15 protein-coding genes, 1 tRNA gene and 2 pseudogenes are annotated in these 14,045 nt (G+C 68.1%); 5 read left to right on the top strand and 13 right to left on the bottom strand.

Features of this window, described 5'->3' with window-relative positions; translation table 11 throughout:
• Positions 1-9: 9 nt before the first annotated feature.
• Entirely contained in the window at positions 10-450 is a 441-nt protein-coding gene (locus tag JOF55_RS15540) for an MmyB family transcriptional regulator (protein WP_310274894.1), read from the bottom strand.
• Between JOF55_RS15540 and JOF55_RS15535 the strand changes: the two genes are divergently transcribed.
• Positions 440-1,000 (top strand): MFS transporter, encoded by a 561-nt coding sequence (locus JOF55_RS15535; protein ID WP_310274892.1) that lies wholly within the window; start codon positions 440-442, stop codon positions 998-1,000. The genes JOF55_RS15540 and JOF55_RS15535 overlap by 11 nt on opposite strands.
• Positions 1,001-1,152: 152 nt before the next feature.
• On the opposite strand, the gene JOF55_RS15530 is transcribed toward JOF55_RS15535, so the two are convergent.
• The 5 genes and pseudogenes from JOF55_RS15530 to JOF55_RS15510 form a co-directional block, all read right to left on the bottom strand.
• Entirely contained in the window at positions 1,153-2,514 is a 1,362-nt protein-coding gene (locus tag JOF55_RS15530; protein WP_310274889.1) for an FAD-binding oxidoreductase, read from the bottom strand.
• Between the two features lie 200 nt (positions 2,515-2,714).
• A complete protein-coding gene (locus JOF55_RS15525) occupies positions 2,715-2,855 on the bottom strand; it encodes a hypothetical protein (protein ID WP_310274887.1) in 141 nt (46 codons plus the stop codon).
• Between the two features lie 359 nt (positions 2,856-3,214).
• Complete coding sequence (locus tag JOF55_RS15520) at positions 3,215-3,994, bottom strand: SDR family NAD(P)-dependent oxidoreductase (protein ID WP_310274885.1); 780 nt, start codon at positions 3,992-3,994, stop codon at positions 3,215-3,217.
• A 101-nt stretch (positions 3,995-4,095) separates the two neighbouring features.
• A pseudogene (locus JOF55_RS15515) lies at positions 4,096-5,287 on the bottom strand (FAD-dependent monooxygenase).
• Between the two features lie 36 nt (positions 5,288-5,323).
• Complete coding sequence (locus JOF55_RS15510) at positions 5,324-6,283, bottom strand: hypothetical protein (protein WP_310272369.1); 960 nt, start codon at positions 6,281-6,283, stop codon at positions 5,324-5,326.
• 51 nt (positions 6,284-6,334) lie between these two features.
• On the opposite strand from JOF55_RS15510, the gene JOF55_RS15505 reads away from it, so the two are divergent.
• Positions 6,335-6,982, top strand: a complete 648-nt coding sequence (locus tag JOF55_RS15505) for a TetR/AcrR family transcriptional regulator C-terminal domain-containing protein (RefSeq protein ID WP_374727286.1) — start codon at positions 6,335-6,337, stop codon at positions 6,980-6,982.
• A gap of 345 nt (positions 6,983-7,327) precedes the next feature.
• Here JOF55_RS15505 and JOF55_RS15500 read toward each other — a convergent pair whose 3' ends face one another.
• On the bottom strand, positions 7,328-7,561 hold the full coding sequence (locus JOF55_RS15500; RefSeq protein ID WP_310274880.1) for a nuclear transport factor 2-like protein: 234 nt from the start codon (positions 7,559-7,561) through the stop codon (positions 7,328-7,330).
• A 63-nt stretch (positions 7,562-7,624) separates the two neighbouring features.
• On the opposite strand from JOF55_RS15500, the gene JOF55_RS15495 reads away from it, so the two are divergent.
• A complete protein-coding gene (locus JOF55_RS15495) occupies positions 7,625-8,404 on the top strand; it encodes an IS982 family transposase (protein WP_374727517.1) in 780 nt (259 codons plus the stop codon).
• Here JOF55_RS15495 and JOF55_RS15490 read toward each other — a convergent pair.
• The 5 genes from JOF55_RS15490 to JOF55_RS15470 form a co-directional block, all read right to left on the bottom strand.
• A tRNA-Ala gene (locus JOF55_RS15490) sits at positions 8,396-8,467 on the bottom strand. The genes JOF55_RS15495 and JOF55_RS15490 overlap by 9 nt on opposite strands.
• A gap of 215 nt (positions 8,468-8,682) precedes the next feature.
• Positions 8,683-10,083: an NAD(P)/FAD-dependent oxidoreductase gene (locus JOF55_RS15485; RefSeq protein ID WP_310274876.1), complete on the bottom strand. Its 1,401-nt coding sequence runs from the start codon at positions 10,081-10,083 to the stop codon at positions 8,683-8,685.
• Positions 10,076-10,309, bottom strand: coding sequence for a DUF6158 family protein (locus JOF55_RS15480; protein ID WP_310274874.1), 234 nt, complete (start codon positions 10,307-10,309; stop codon positions 10,076-10,078). The genes JOF55_RS15485 and JOF55_RS15480 overlap by 8 nt, the downstream gene beginning before the upstream one ends.
• A 132-nt stretch (positions 10,310-10,441) precedes the next feature.
• Positions 10,442-11,710, bottom strand: coding sequence for an MFS transporter (locus JOF55_RS15475; RefSeq protein WP_310274872.1), 1,269 nt, complete (start codon positions 11,708-11,710; stop codon positions 10,442-10,444).
• Between the two features lie 219 nt (positions 11,711-11,929).
• Complete coding sequence (locus JOF55_RS15470) at positions 11,930-12,799, bottom strand: GNAT family N-acetyltransferase (protein ID WP_310274870.1); 870 nt, start codon at positions 12,797-12,799, stop codon at positions 11,930-11,932.
• Between the two features lie 143 nt (positions 12,800-12,942).
• On the opposite strand from JOF55_RS15470, the gene JOF55_RS15465 reads away from it, so the two are divergent.
• Both JOF55_RS15465 and JOF55_RS24490 read left to right on the top strand, forming a co-directional pair.
• On the top strand, positions 12,943-13,296 hold the full coding sequence (locus JOF55_RS15465; RefSeq protein WP_310274868.1) for a histidine triad nucleotide-binding protein: 354 nt from the start codon (positions 12,943-12,945) through the stop codon (positions 13,294-13,296).
• Between the two features lie 21 nt (positions 13,297-13,317).
• Positions 13,318-13,410, top strand: a pseudogene (locus JOF55_RS24490) (cobalt ABC transporter ATP-binding protein); the annotation flags it as partial.
• Between the two features lie 30 nt (positions 13,411-13,440).
• Here the strand turns inward: JOF55_RS24490 and JOF55_RS15460 are convergent.
• On the bottom strand, positions 13,441-13,632 hold the full coding sequence (locus tag JOF55_RS15460) for a DUF397 domain-containing protein (protein ID WP_310274866.1): 192 nt from the start codon (positions 13,630-13,632) through the stop codon (positions 13,441-13,443).
• Positions 13,633-14,045: the final 413 nt, after the last annotated feature.

Below are 14,045 nucleotides of genomic sequence, written 5' to 3'. Positions count from 1 at the left end.
TCGCCAACTTCACTCCCATCGGGATTGGTGATGAGTGGTCGTATCGAAGGCCTGCCCTCGCAAGCCGGGCTCGCCGGACACGTCGAACGACGCGAAATCGAAATCGATCTCGCCCACCAGAGGGTGCCGGTATCTCTTGACGCCTTCGCGGGAGCGCAGCACGTTATGCGAGCAGGCCCGCAACTGCCGGAAACGCTCGCTGTGCGTGGACAGCTCACCGACGAGCTGGATGATGCCTTCGTCCCCGGGGTCGCGTCCGGCCGCGGCGCGCAACAACGCGACCGCGTTGTTCGTGGACAGCTCCCACTCCCGGTAGAACGTCAGTGCTCGCGGGTCAAGGAGCTGGAACTTCAGGGGGTTGAACGTGCCGCCCTCGGCCTCCTGCGCGTGCGGGTGGACCGCCCACCCGAGCTGGTCGGCTGCCAGGACGTCCAAGCGGGTGTCATGCATTCGACGGTACTTCCCGCCCCGCGCGGGGGAAGGCCTGGTCGCCGACCTGCTCGGCTGGCGGGCGATCTACCTGATCATCGCCCTCATCCTGGCCGGGGTGCTGCGCGCGATCACCCCACCTCTCGAGCGCGGTGAACGGATCTCCTACCCGCGCCTGGTCGGCCCGGTGTGCACCACGATCGCGGCTGGTCCCGTGCGCGCCAACGGCCTCGCCCTCGCATCGGTGGGCGTCTGCCCGGTGGGGGTATGGCTTGCGCAGCACTCCATCGTCGCACTGACCATCGTGGTGGTCATCCTCGACGTCGGCTTCCAGTCCGATCTCGTGCTGTCGCAGACCTGCATGATCTCGCTGCCCGGTTCCGCCCGCAGCCGGCTGAACACCGCAGTCGTCGTCAGCAACTTCCTCGGCGGCGCGATCGGCTCCGCCCTCGCCGGCCCCCTCTGGGCCGGCGGCGAATGGGCGGCGATCATCACCGCCGCTCTGATCATCACGGTCATTGGGCTCCTCATCCTGGTCCGTTTGCACTCCCGGCTCGCGGACCTCAGCTGAAGCAACCGAATCTTCCTTGTCAGAACATGTCTCATACGGCACGGCCGAAGCCGACGAAGGTCCCGAAACCGCAGTCGGTGCTCGCGATGACGCGGTCCGGACCGACGAGCAGGCCACTTGCGGACCGCGAAGAACATGACGGGGCTGGCGCGTTACGCGGGCACGTCGAGCAAGGGAAGTGGGGTGGCGGTGAAGACGCGGTCCGGGTCGTAGGTGTCTTTGGCGGCCACGAGCCGGTCCGCGTGGCTGCCGTACGCGTGGGCGATCTGTTCGTGCTGCCCCGGGACGAGGAAGTTCGGGTAGCCGCCGGGGAGGGCGTGGGAGGCCACGTCGGCACTCACGCCGTCGACCCACTTCCGGTACGGCTCCGGGTCTTCGTCCGGCCCGCGGCCGGCGGAGATCTCGAGTACGACGTGGCTGTCGCGGCGGCCGAAGGCGGTGTCATCGGCGCCGACACGTGCAGCAGCCCCGTGGAGCGGGCGCAGCCCGATTCCCGCTCCCGGCCCTGGGCGCTCCTCGATCCAGGCGGAGAGCAGTGCGATGAGCTCGGACGTGAGAGTGGCGACGGTGCGGGTGCGGATGTCCCAGTGCATCCCGTTGGGGACGTGCTGATCGAACTGTGCGAGCAGATCCTTCTGGGAGGTCGGGGCAAGCGTGTTGGCCACCGGTGTGCCCAGTCGTTCCACGGCGGCGAGGGCAGTCTCCGCTTCCTGTGGCGGCCCCGACCAGGTGGGCACCGCGAGGAGGCAGGGTCCGAGGTCGGGCATCCAGGTCATCTCGATCAGGACGTTCAGTCCGTCAGGTGCGCCGTCGATCAGTTCCGCGTAGCGGGCGAGTACGGTCTGTGCCTCGTTCCAGGGAAAGACGATCGTGCCGCCGACGAGGCCGCGGTCGGGGTAGAGGCGGACGCGCATTGATGTGACCACGCCGAAGTTGCCACCTCCGCCACGCAGCGCCCACAGCAGTTCGGGATCGTCGTCGGTCGAGACGAGGCTGCCGTCCGCCAGAACGACCTCGGCGCCGAGTAGATTGTCGACTGCCAGGCCGGCCGTGCCGGTGAGCGGACCGTACCCCCCGGCGAGGGAGAGCCCGGCCATACCGACGACACCTGCGGTGCCTGTGGCGAGGTTCATGCCGTGCGACGCGGCAGCTTCCACGACGTCGACGGCGCGGCTTCCACCGCCGAACAGAGCCGCGTCGCCCGAGATGTGCACGTCGCGCAGATGTTCGAGGTCGAGGACGAGTCCTTCCTCGCGCAGCGCGCGGCCGGCCCAGTCGTGGCCACCGCCACGTACGGAAAGGCCAACGCCGACCCCCCGGGCCAGGGTGACTGCGGTCGCTGCCTCCGCGCTGCTGCGGGGGCGTACGACCAGTGCGGGACGCACCGCCACGGCGGCGTTCCACAATCGCGAGGCATCGGCGTACTCACGGTCTCCGGGCAGATGAACTCGGCTGCTTCCCCACATCTCCGCGAGCTGACGTGTCAACTCCCGGATGGCATCGATTGAAGGCATCGCTTCTCCAACTTTCTGTCGCTTGTGGACTGTTGTGAGCTGTTTCCTGCGCCGTCCGCTCCAGCACGCCTCGTGAGTGCAGGTCGCGCGGTGCCTCTACGCACGACAGCAGGCCGATGATGATCCGACTGGAAAGGCCGGCAGCGTACAGCCGCTGCGATCGGACAGGGTGTGCGTGTCCGCACGGCATTATTCCGTGGTCACCCAGTGCTCGTTGCCGCGCGCACGGCGGGCACGATCTCGTGCGCCCACCGGGAACTGTCCCTCTCCTTCTCGTCAGTGCCGTCGGCGACCGACGAGAACAGGAAACCGCCCGCGCGGTAATCGTTGATCGCGGCCACCAGTTCCTCGGTCCATTGTTCGACCGTCCCCGCTCAGTCATGGAACCCCGTTGCTGCCGACACCGCGAGCCGAGGCGGGTACGTGCCGCCTGCCGGCCCGAGTTCCGCCCTTGCGCGGAATGAACGTTCATTTCGCTCCTAGCAGTGCGGCGACAGCGGTTCACCCGACATTGCGGAACATCGATACTCCATGAATGATTGCTCGACTCGGCCGTTCCGGGATTCGCGGTCTCGGCACCGCGGATCTCCCGAACGCTATGGGGCCGGTGACCCAAGATCGTCACCACACAATCGACACGTGCACGTAGCTCGCACGGAACGAATTTCGCCCAGCTGCGCACGGGAAACGGCGCTACACGTCACATAGCCACGACAGCGGTCTTTCCGCCGTCCACGGTCAGCGTCACGCCGTTGATGTAGGACGCCTTGGGTGACACGAGGAACCGGACAGCGTTCGCGACATCGTCGGGGTCTCCGCCACGTCCGGCAGGCAGCGAGGCGAGGTAGGTCCCGTACATGTCGCGGACGCCCTCGTTCACCGGGGTGAGGATGAAGCCGGGATCGACGGAGTTGACCCGCACCCCTCGAGGACCGTATTCCGCCGTCCACGACTTGGTCATCATGGACAACGCCGCCTTCGAGGCCTGGAAGGCGCACGTGCCGGCGGGGGCCATCGAGGTGCTCAAGCTCCCCACGTTGACGATGGCCCCTCGGCCACGTTCGGCCATCGCCGGGGCGAGGGCGCCCGTCAGGATGAACGGCGCCTTGGCGTGGACGTTGAAGGCCGCATCGTACACCTCCTCCGGGGTGGACTCGGTCGGCGCGAAACTGCCGCCGCCGGCGTTATGCACCAGGACGTCGAGCGGGCCGTCGATGGCGTCGTGCATCTGCGCCACCAGACCGCGCACCGCTGCGGAATCGCCGAGGTCAGCAACCAGATCGATCGCGCGGCCTCCTGTGGCCTCAATGGACCGACGCGTCTCGGCGGCCCGGTCTCGGTCTCGACCCGTGACGATGACCGAGTAGCCGTCCTGAGCCAGGCCGACCGCCGTCGCGTGACCGATTCCGCTTGTCGAACCAGTCACCAGTGCCCATGAAGAGTCTGGTGCGGACGTCTCCGAGTGGCTGTGCTCGCTCATTGCTGCGTTCCTCTCCTGTTTCCCACGGGGAATATCACCACGCGGGTGATCACCGTGCTCGTATTACTCTGCACACATTCCAGGCTTGGAGTTCTCGCGGTTCAGCTCCATGCCCATGTTCTGGCACGGGCCTTCGCCAACCTTCGCTCGCGCGCTGTGCACGCGAGGCGCAGGATCACCGAGCGAAGTGCCTCGACGGGACGGCTCGACGGCACGAACATCTGCTGCTTCAACCGTGCGGCTCGCTGGTGCTTCCTGATGGGCGGGCGCAACCGTGCTTCCCAGATGGTCAGGGCGGTATCGAGGATCGTCCGGGGACTGCAGCAGTGCCCTGCCGAGTTCGGCGCCACCTTGGAGGGCGGCTGTGGCTCCCATTCCCGAGTAGAGGTTCGGGCACCAGGCCGCGTCGCCCGACAGGGCAACCCGTCCATGGCTCCACCGGGGCATCTTCACCTGGTGCACCGAGTCGAACAGATAGTCCGGCGTCTCTTCCAGGGCCGCCAGGGTGTGCCGCACCGCGGGGTCGTCCATCTCGGAGAAGACCGTGCGCAGGCGCTGGGCCGTGGATCCGGTGGATTCCCGCCGGGTGTCTTCGGTGCGGTAGGTCAGCAGGACGGTGGGGGGCCGGTCGGCGAACCCGAACACCCACACCGCACGGCCTGCGCGGGCGCTGATGATGCTGTCCGTCGCCGCGAAGGACGGTACCTGGTCCTGCAGGGGGAACACGCAGACCATCGCATCCCACTTCGTCATGTAGTCCTCGTGCGGGCCGAAGACCATGCGGCGCACGCGCGAGCGCAGCCCGTCGGCGCCGACGACCAGGTCGAAGTGCTCGCGGTACTGCGCGCCGGTACCCGCCTCCTCGAACAGCACCCGCACGTCGCTGCCGGTGTCGTCGATCTCGACAGGTGTCGTCGCGAACCGCACGTCGATGGGCTCGCCCGCCGCGTCCCCGCAGGTGCTTCGCCAGAGAGCGGCTTCGATGTCGCCGCGGACCACTGCCGCCGGGTCGCCCCGCTGGTGCAGGAATCCCACGCCCGGTACCCGGTTCCCGCGCCGGGTCAGCGACCACGCCTTCCCACCCTCGGGCGGATTGCGGGTGTGCAGATACTCGGCGATACCGAGGTCGACGGCCGCCCGCTTCCCCTCCGGCATCAGGCCGACGAAATAACCACCCGTGCGGCGCTGCGGCGCCCGTTCGACGATCACCGGTGTCCAGCCGGCTTGCCGCAACCCGATCGCCGCGGACATGCCCGCGACCCCCAGCCCGACGACCAATCCGCGCTTGCGCACGATGCCGCTCTCCCCTTCTCCTCGAATCGGATCCGATCAATCCGGGACGATGACGGCGCGGGCGCGTCCCTGGTGCGCCCAGGCCTCGCCGACGCGGCTGAGCGGATAGACGCGATACGGCGCGTCGAAGGTGCCATCGGCGAACCGGGCGAGAATCCCGGGAAGTCGGCCGATCATCTGCGCCTTCGATACCGAGCCCACGCCGCTACCGCTGATCCGGATGCGTCGGCTGCGCAGCAGCGCCGCGGGCAGCGCCACCTCGGCTCCGGCGAGCGAGCCGATCTGCACGTAGTCGATGGCCGCGCTGCCATCGCCCGCGCCGGGCGTTGCCAGTACGGCGAAAGCGGCCTCGGCGACGGGACCCCACACGAAATCGAGCACGAGGGCAGGCTGCGCCTCGGCGACGGCCGCGCCGAGAGCGGCCGTCCAGGCACCGGGTGCGGCGTCCGCGAGGGCAACGGTGACAGCGCCGAGACCGCACAGCCGCTCGAGGGCCTCGGGGTCACGCCCGGCCGCGATGACACGTTTCGCGCCGAGGGACAGCGCCGCCCGCACGGCCAGGCTGCCCGACAAGCCGGTCGCGCCGAGCACCAGCACGGTGCCCAGCTCGCCCGCCTCCTCGCGTCGGCCGGCCAGCGCCATCCAGCCCGACATAGCGGGGTTCATTCCCGCGGCGACCGCGAACGGATCGGCCCCGGCGGGCACATCCACCTCGAACGGGGTGGCCAGCCATTCGGCCATCGTGCCCCACGGCGACCGGGCGAGACCGGTGTAGACCAGCCGCCCGCCACCGGTCCGAGCCACGGCGTCGACGCCCGGCACAAGGGGATACGCCTGCTCGCTGCCGTAGTGGCGGCCGGAAGCCAGTGCGCGGACGACGTGATGCAGACCCGCGCCCACGAGCCGCAGCGGCCGCCGACCCGGCCACGGTTCCAGGTCCGGGAAGTCCGCGCAGACGGGGATCGCTTCGGGGGCGTTGACGACTGCTGCACGCACAACAATCTCCTTAACAAAGTTCAATTACTAGCATTCCTGAACTTTGTTAAAGTGTCAACCGTGGCGAAGGGCATCACGCGGAAGTGCATCGTGGCGGCGGCGCTCGAGCTGCTCAACGAGAAGGGCATGGACGCTCTCACCGTCCGCGCGCTCGCTTCCCGGCTCGACGTCCGAGCCCCTGCGCTGTACTGGCACGTCCGCAACAAGCAGGAACTGCTCGACGAGATGAGCACGGTCGTCATGCGCCGTGTCACCGACACGCTCGCGGGGATCCCTCCCCGGGCGAGCTGGCGTGACGACGTAGCCACCTACGCCCGCGTCCTGCGCTCGGAGTACCTGCTCCACCGGGACGGGGCCCGCATCTTCAGCGGCACGCGGATCTCCGATCCGGACGTGGTGAAGGCAAAGGAACCCTGGCTCGCGCGCTTGACAGCGGCCGGATTCACGCTCGCCGAGGCGGACGACGCCCTTGAGCTGGTCACCGCCTTCGTGGTCGGCTTCGTCATCGAGGAACAAGAGCGGGACCAGTCGGCCACCACAGACCCCGCCCGTTACTCGCTCGACGAGCGTGACGCGTGGCTGGGCGACGATGCCGAACTGGTCAAGGCCGCCGGACACCTCCGCGACGACGGTGACCCGAGGTTCGAACGGCAGCTCGACGTCGTTCTCGACGGGCTCGCGGCCCGCCTGCGCCGCTGACGGCCCGGTACGGCGATAGGCAGGGGCGGGTTTGCGGTCATACCAGGCCATGGCGGTAGGCGTAGACGACGGCCTGGACGCGGTGGCGCAGATATGCGGGAGACGTACCGCGGTCACCGGCGAACAGGCCCATTACCACTACCACGCTCCCCGGCGGTGCCACTGGCCGAGCTTGTGCGCATGGCCGGAATGCGCTGGCACGCCGAAGATGCCCTTTCAGGGCGCCAAGAGGTTCGCCGGACTCGATCACTACTCACTACCAGCGACGACACCACAATATCGCTGGGGTGCCGGACGCGACAGCGCAGGCGGGCCGTTCAAGGTGTGCAGATCGAGCCGACAGCGCTAGACCGACCCGAGCACGTAGTCCCGGGTCTCGCGGATCTCTCCGCCGCGGACCCGAATGACGAAACAACAGCGCAGGCTCAGCGGTGGATCGTCACCGTCGCCGTCGCTGACGTAGGCGAGCTCCGCGACGATGACCTCGGGGTCACCTGTGTCGTGGATGCGGACGTGCTCAGTCAGCTCGTGGAACGTCTCTTGCGACGTACGGGCACATGCGTTCCTCGGCAATCTCATCTCGCATCACGGTGCATTGCTCAGAACAGCGTAGTTCGCCCGGCGCACCGGAACACGTGCCAAATCGGCTGTGATCGAAGCGCGAAAAGCGAACCGAATCGGCAAGACCGCGACAACGCCGACCGTTTAAAACTCAGAACGTGGCGGCCGAAGTTGGGGCTTTCCCCTCGGCTCAGCGATGCCGAACTGGTGACTCTGGCGGTCACGCAGGCCTTGCTCGGGGATACCTCGGAGGCGCGGTGGATGCGCTATACCCGGGCGCACCTGGGGCACCTGCTTCGGTACCTGCCCGGCCAGCCCGGTTACAACAAGCGGCTGCGTGCCGCCTCGGGACTGATCCAGGCCGTGCTGCGCCTGCTGACCACCGACACCACGTTGTTCACCGAGGATGTGTGGGTCGTCGACTCCACCCCGGTGGAGTGCGGCCGCTCGCGCGAGACCGCGAAAAGCTCGGATCTGGCCGGATGGGCCGAGTACGGCTACTGCGCCTCGCATTCGCGCTTCTTCTGGGGGTTGCGCCTGCACGTGGTGTGCACCCTCGCCGAACACGACGTGGACATGCTGCGCCCGGCCCGCAAGGGCGAGGCACAACGCCCCGGCGCCCGGCTGTTCAAACCCCTGCGCCAAACGATCGAATCGATCAACCAAACCTTCAAGGGCGGACTGGACCTGGAACGACACGGAGGACGCACGCCATCAGGCATGACGGCACGTCTGCTCCAGCGCATCCTGGCCTTCGCCACTGCGATCTGGCACAACGACAAAACCGACGCACCCGCCCGGCGCTCCCTGATCGACTACGATCAGGGAGCCCTTGGAGCCAGCCGTCTGGGGTGGAGCTGAGGGGATTCGAACCCCTGACCCTCTGACTGCCAGTCAGATGCGCTACCACTGCGCCACAGCCCCTTGTTCGATTTTCGCGATGTCCGGTGGCGGTTGGCGTCCCGTCTCATCGCTTGCCTGCATACCGTACAACAGGCTCCCACCGGCCCCGCCAGGGGGGTCCCCGATCCGGCCGCCCTGCCCGCCCGAGGCTCGGCCGACACATCGAAATCCCCGGTGACAAGGCCGGTGGGAGCGGCCGGTGGGACCGGAGCCGCTCTTGCCTCAGCCTGTTCGCCTCAGCCCGCCTGACTCTGCTCACTCACCTGACTTCGTTCGCTCGGCAGGCCACGCGTATTGGCGGCCTTGACGAACTCCGAGCGGGGCTCGTGCAACCCACCGAGAGCGACGACCTGGCGTGGCAGCGGCAGCTCCATGAGCCAGTCACCGACGATCCGCGCCTTACGTGACGCGGTCGGCATCTTCGCCAGGTGGTAGGTCCGGTGCAGCAGCCATGCGGGAAATCCCTTGAGCTTGATGCCGTACACCTCGGCCGCGCCCTGGAACAGCCCCAGGCCGGCGACCGAGCCCGAATACTTGTGCCGATAGTCGGTGAGCCGGCGCTGCCGCAGCAAGGCGACGATATTGTCGGCGAGGACCCGGGCCTGGCGCACCGCGTGCTGCGCCGAGGGGCCACAGAGCGCTCCGGGCTGGCTGCTGGTCAGGTCGGGTACGGCGGCGCAGTCACCCGCCGCGAACACGTCGTGTGTCCCGTGCACCTGCAGTTTTGTGGTGCATTCGACACGGCCTTTGCCATCCCGGGGAAGATCGCTTTCCTCCAGCATCGGATGTGGCTTGACCCCGGCGGTCCAGGCGATCGTGTCGGTGTCGAACTCATCACCATCGGAGAGCACGACGTGTCCGCCCTCCATGGTCTTCGCCGTCGTATTGAGCTTGACCTCGATGCCGCGGTCCTCCAAGCGGCGACGGGTGTAGACCCCCATCGGCTCGCTGACCTCGGGCATGATCCGGTCCATCGCCTCCACCAGGATCCACCGCATGTCCGCGATCTCGATCGTCGGGTAGTTCCGGGTGGCATAGCGGGCCATGCTCTCCAGTTCGGCCATCGCCTCGATTCCGGCATAGCCGCCGCCGACGAACGTGAAGGTGAGCAGCTTGCGCCGCCGCTCGGGGTCGGAGGTGGTGGCTGCGGCATCCAACCTGGACAGCACATGGTTGCGCAGGTAGATGGCCTCACCGATGGTCTTGAATCCGACCCCTTCCTCGCCCAGCCCCGGAATCGGCAGGGCACGGGAGATCGAACCGGGAACGACGACGAGAATGTCGTACTCGATGTGTTCCTCCCGGCCACAGGCCAGGGTGGCGGTGAGCTCCCGGTGTGAGTGATCGATGCAGGTCACCGAGGCAGTCAGCACCTCGCACCGGCGCAGGGCCTCCCGCAGCGGCACCACCACGTGGCGAGGTTCGACCGATCCGGCCGCGGCTTCGGGCAGGAACGGCTGGTACGTCATGTGCGGCTGGGGGTCGATGACGGTCACGGTCGCCTCGCCGTCCGCGAGTTGCGACTGCAGCCGGAGCGCGGCGGTCAGGCCGGTGTGCCCGCCGCCCACGATGACGATGCGTGGACGTTCACGGTCCCCGGCAACGTACCCGGAACTCTGCGGCGCGGACTCAGGCATGTGCCTTGGCTCCTCTCGCTCCTGCGCGGGTCCGTCGAGGGTCGACATCGCGTTCGGGATGCCGCCGCAAGTACTCCTGCTCCAATTCGAAGGTTCGGTCGGTGTGTTCTCGCAGCGCATCGGGGGCACCGTGCAAGAAAGTCTCGTTCCGGGTGTGGTGCAGGTGCGTGAGCTCCCTGACCAGTGCTTCCTCGGAGAGTTCTGTCGCGTCGATTCCGGTGTCCATCTCGTCCTCCGTGTGACCAGTGGTTGCCTCGCTGCACCATCCGGTACCCGTGATGGGTCTACCCCGATTCGGGGCGAAGAACACATACGGCGTCGATCCGAATCCACGGGAGGGCTGAAGTTCCGGGAAACGTCAGTCCTTCTCGGGTTCGGAGGTGCTTCGGGAACGCGGCAGGGTCTCGGGGGCGACGAGCCACAGCATCAGGGCGAGCACGGCGATCAGTCCGGTCGCCGCGAACGCCGCCTGGAAACTCAGGACATCGGCGAGCACACCCGCCACGATCGGGCCGAGGATCGCGCCCACGTCGGCCGACATCTGGAAGACGGCCAGCACCGGACCGCCCTTGCTCTTGGCCCCGACGATATCGGCGATCGCGGCGCTCTGGGCGGGGGTCATCAGTCCGGCACCGATACCGGCAACCAGGGAAGCGCCCAGTAGCCACGGAACCGAGTTGCTGAACCCGAGCGAGACGCTGCCCACCGCCGAGATCGCCAGTCCGGCGAGCAGCAGCGGTTTGCGCCCCCGTGCGTCGGCGAGGCGCCCTGCCGGGATCAGCACGGCGGCATTTCCGGCGGCGAACACCGACAGCGCGACACCGGCCATCGACTGCGGCAGCTGCAGCGCCTCCACCACGAACAGCGGCACCAACGCGATCCGCACGCCCTGGACGGCCCAGCCCTTGTTGAGATTGGACAGCAGCGCCGCCCGATAGGCGCGGTGTCCGAGTGCTTCCCGAACGGTGATCTCGGGAGCTCCGCTGCTCCGGTCCGGCGCGGCCAATGTCGAGTTGCGCAGCATCAGCCACCCGACGAGCGCCGCGAGGTACAGCGCCACCCCGTAGGTCAAGAACGGCAGCCGCAGCGAGTACCCGATCATCGCCCCACCTATGATCGGTCCGAAGATGCTGCCGAGCAGGAAACTGGTTCCCCACAGGCTCGACGCACGCCCGCGCAGGTGCGGCGGTGACAGGCGCACCAGCAGCGCCAGGGCCGCGACGGTGAACATCGTCGACCCCGTCCCGCCGAGCCCCCGGAACACCAGCAACTGCCAGTAGGACTGGGCGAAGGCGCACGCGGACGTGCTCAGCCCCACGATGAAGATGCCCCAGGCGTAGATGCGGCGTTCCCCGAACCAGGACACGAGCTTGCCACTGACAGGTGCGAAAACGAGCCGCATGAACGCGAAGGCACTGACGATCAGCGATGCGGCGGCCACTCCGACGTTGAAGCTGGCGGCGAACGTCGGCAGGGCGGGCGAGACGATGCCCATGCCCACGGCGACGATGAACCCCCCGGTGATCAGGATCCAGAGTTCGCGGGGGAGCCGGTTTCCGGTGTCTCCGGCGTCTCCGGTGTCCGAACCAGCGGCCGAATCCTGCGCCGCGACCGAGTCCTGTGACACCGCTTCTCCTCTTCCGTCGAACCATCCCGGCAGGCCCGTCCGCAGGTCCGACCCGCGCGGGCCAGGTCCGCGCGGGCCAGGTCCGCGCGGGCCCGATCCGGTGGGTTGGGCGGGGCCCGAACCCACCCGAACCGATCCACGACGCACGGGTTGCCTCAACGGGAAGTCGGCAGGACTCCGAAAAATTCCCGCGCAGCTCGCCCGGTCCTCAAGCTGCCGTCAGTCGAGCAGTTCGTCCACGCGCCGTGCATAGGCGGTCACGGCGTATACCGCTTCGAACCCGCACACCTCGGCGAAACGCTCGGCCGATCCACCCTCTTCGGCGTGTGCGGCGATCATCCGTGCACCGCGCTCGCGCACGTGGGCGACGATATCGGCCACCAGGGTCCGGCCGATTCCCCGACCTCTGCGGCCGGGCCGAGCCACCACCTGCTCGACCAGTCCGACCCCGTGTTCGACGAATCCCATCGCGAATCCGGCAAGCCGCTCCACCTCCGGAGCGGCATCCGCGTCCCGAGACCCACCGGGATCGTCCACCACCGACAGCACGCAGCGCGGATCGTCGAGCCGATGCCCGAGATTGCGAGCGAGCCGGGACTCACCCGACGAAGACAGACCCGCCTCGTCGGCCAGCAGTTCGGCCATCCCGGAGACGTCCGCCTCGCGGGCGGTGCGCGGTTGCGCTCCCCGGCCGACCGCGGCCGGTTCCTGCCGCATGCGGTACAGCAGCGCCACGTTCTCCTCCACGGCGCGCCATCCGGCGTCGTCGGCGATGCCCTCGATCTCGGCGACCGTGGTCGGCGAGGCGTAGACGACGGCTTCGGCCCGTTCCGCCTCGGCGAAGGTCTCCTCCAGGTGCAGCAGTGTCCGCGCGACCTCGGCCAACGTGCCCCACAGTGCGCAGGCATGGTTGCCGCCGGTCAGCGGGTTTCCGTTGTTGAGCACAACACGGGCGGCACCGACACGTCCGATACTGCCGTTGCGGACGGCTCCCGAGGCCATCCGGGCGGTCTCGATCACACCGGCAAGTTCGCGAGCCTGTCTGGGGTGCAGCAGCTCTTCGTCATCGGGATCGTGCAGCGGGTCCACACCGACCCATTGTCGACCACCGCAGCACGAGCGGTCAGCCCACTCCCGGGCAACATCCGGGAGAACCATGCCGCCGTCTACGATGCCCGGTCGGATCCACGAGCTCGACCGGGCCCGGCGGGTCCCGACACGAAGGGGAAACCGTGACCGAGACGACCGACTGCGTGTTCTGCAAGATCGTCGCCGGGGAGATGCCCGCGAAAACGGTCGGCGAGACCGAGCGAACACTGGGATTCCGCGACATCAACCCGCAAGCGCCGACCCACGTTCTGGTGATTCCGAAAACCCACCACGACACTGCGGCGGCGATGGCCGCGGCCGACGGCGAACTGTTCGGTGAGCTGATCGAGCACGCCCACCGCATCGCCGCGGACGACGGCATCGCCGACTCCGGCTACCGCCTGGTGTTCAACACCGGCGACGAAGGCGGCCAGACGGTGCATCACGTGCACTGCCATCTGCTCGGAGGGCGCGTCATGACCTGGCCCCCGGGGTGATGTGGTGAAGGGCCTGCCCGGGTGGTCGCCGACCGGCCCACCCGGGAGCTATTGGCCGACACCGACCTCCTCGCGGCACACCGCCTCGAACTCCCCTACGGCTTCCGCCTCGACCGAGGTGCCGTAGGCCACCACGAGAAGAGATCAGCTCTGCCGCAGCGAGTCCAGGAACGCCGCCCAGGCGCCGGAACCGAAGCTCAACACAGCGTCCTCGGGGTGTTTCGAGTCCCGCACCAGGAACCGTGCGTCCGTGATACGCACCTCGACGCAGTTGTCTCCTCCCGACGTGCTGCGCGAGCTCTTGAACCAACTCGTGTCCGGCCCGTCCGACGACATTCTCAGTCATCCTTCAGCATCGTTTCGATCGGTCTTCGCGACTCCTCCGCGCTCAAGGCCAGCTCTCCAAGCCGGTCAAAGACACGAAGCATGGTCGCAGTGTCCGCCTCATCGCAGTACGAGGTGGACCGTCTCAACGAACAGGCCACCCTGTACTGCGGCCGACACGGCGAGTACGTCCTGCACTGGGCCGCACCAATCTCGCCGAGTTCCGCAACGTCGCCACCAGGGCCACGGCCGAGCTCGACGCTACCGAGGAACCCGCCACGGTCTGACTCCGCTCCGGCGGTGCGGGGCGATCGGCGCACCGACCGCCCCACACCTCAACGTCCCGCGACCGGACCGCGCGGAAGCGGACGACCCGCTGCTCCCGACCCGGCAAACTCCTCCGCCTCTCGACAGCGGAGCGGAGA

It is taken from the genome of Haloactinomyces albus, assembly GCF_031458135.1.
Lineage (GTDB): Bacteria > Actinomycetota > Actinomycetes > Mycobacteriales > Pseudonocardiaceae > Haloactinomyces > Haloactinomyces albus.
Note: the sequence above shows the minus strand (reverse complement) of the source record. Positions and strands in the feature narration are given on the sequence as shown.

Coding starts and splice junctions, on each gene's coding strand:
- JOF55_RS15540 (WP_310274894.1), bottom strand. CDS start 450: ATGCATGACACCCGCTTGGACGTCCTGGCAGCCGACCAGCTCGGGTGG.
- JOF55_RS15530 (WP_310274889.1), bottom strand. CDS start 2,514: ATGCCTTCAATCGATGCCATCCGGGAGTTGACACGTCAGCTCGCGGAG.
- JOF55_RS15520 (WP_310274885.1), bottom strand. CDS start 3,994: ATGAGCGAGCACAGCCACTCGGAGACGTCCGCACCAGACTCTTCATGG.
- JOF55_RS15500 (WP_310274880.1), bottom strand. CDS start 7,561: ATGAGATTGCCGAGGAACGCATGTGCCCGTACGTCGCAAGAGACGTTC.
- JOF55_RS15485 (WP_310274876.1), bottom strand. CDS start 10,083: ATGCCTGAGTCCGCGCCGCAGAGTTCCGGGTACGTTGCCGGGGACCGT.
- JOF55_RS15480 (WP_310274874.1), bottom strand. CDS start 10,309: ATGGACACCGGAATCGACGCGACAGAACTCTCCGAGGAAGCACTGGTC.
- JOF55_RS15460 (WP_310274866.1), bottom strand. CDS start 13,632: ATGTCGTCGGACGGGCCGGACACGAGTTGGTTCAAGAGCTCGCGCAGC.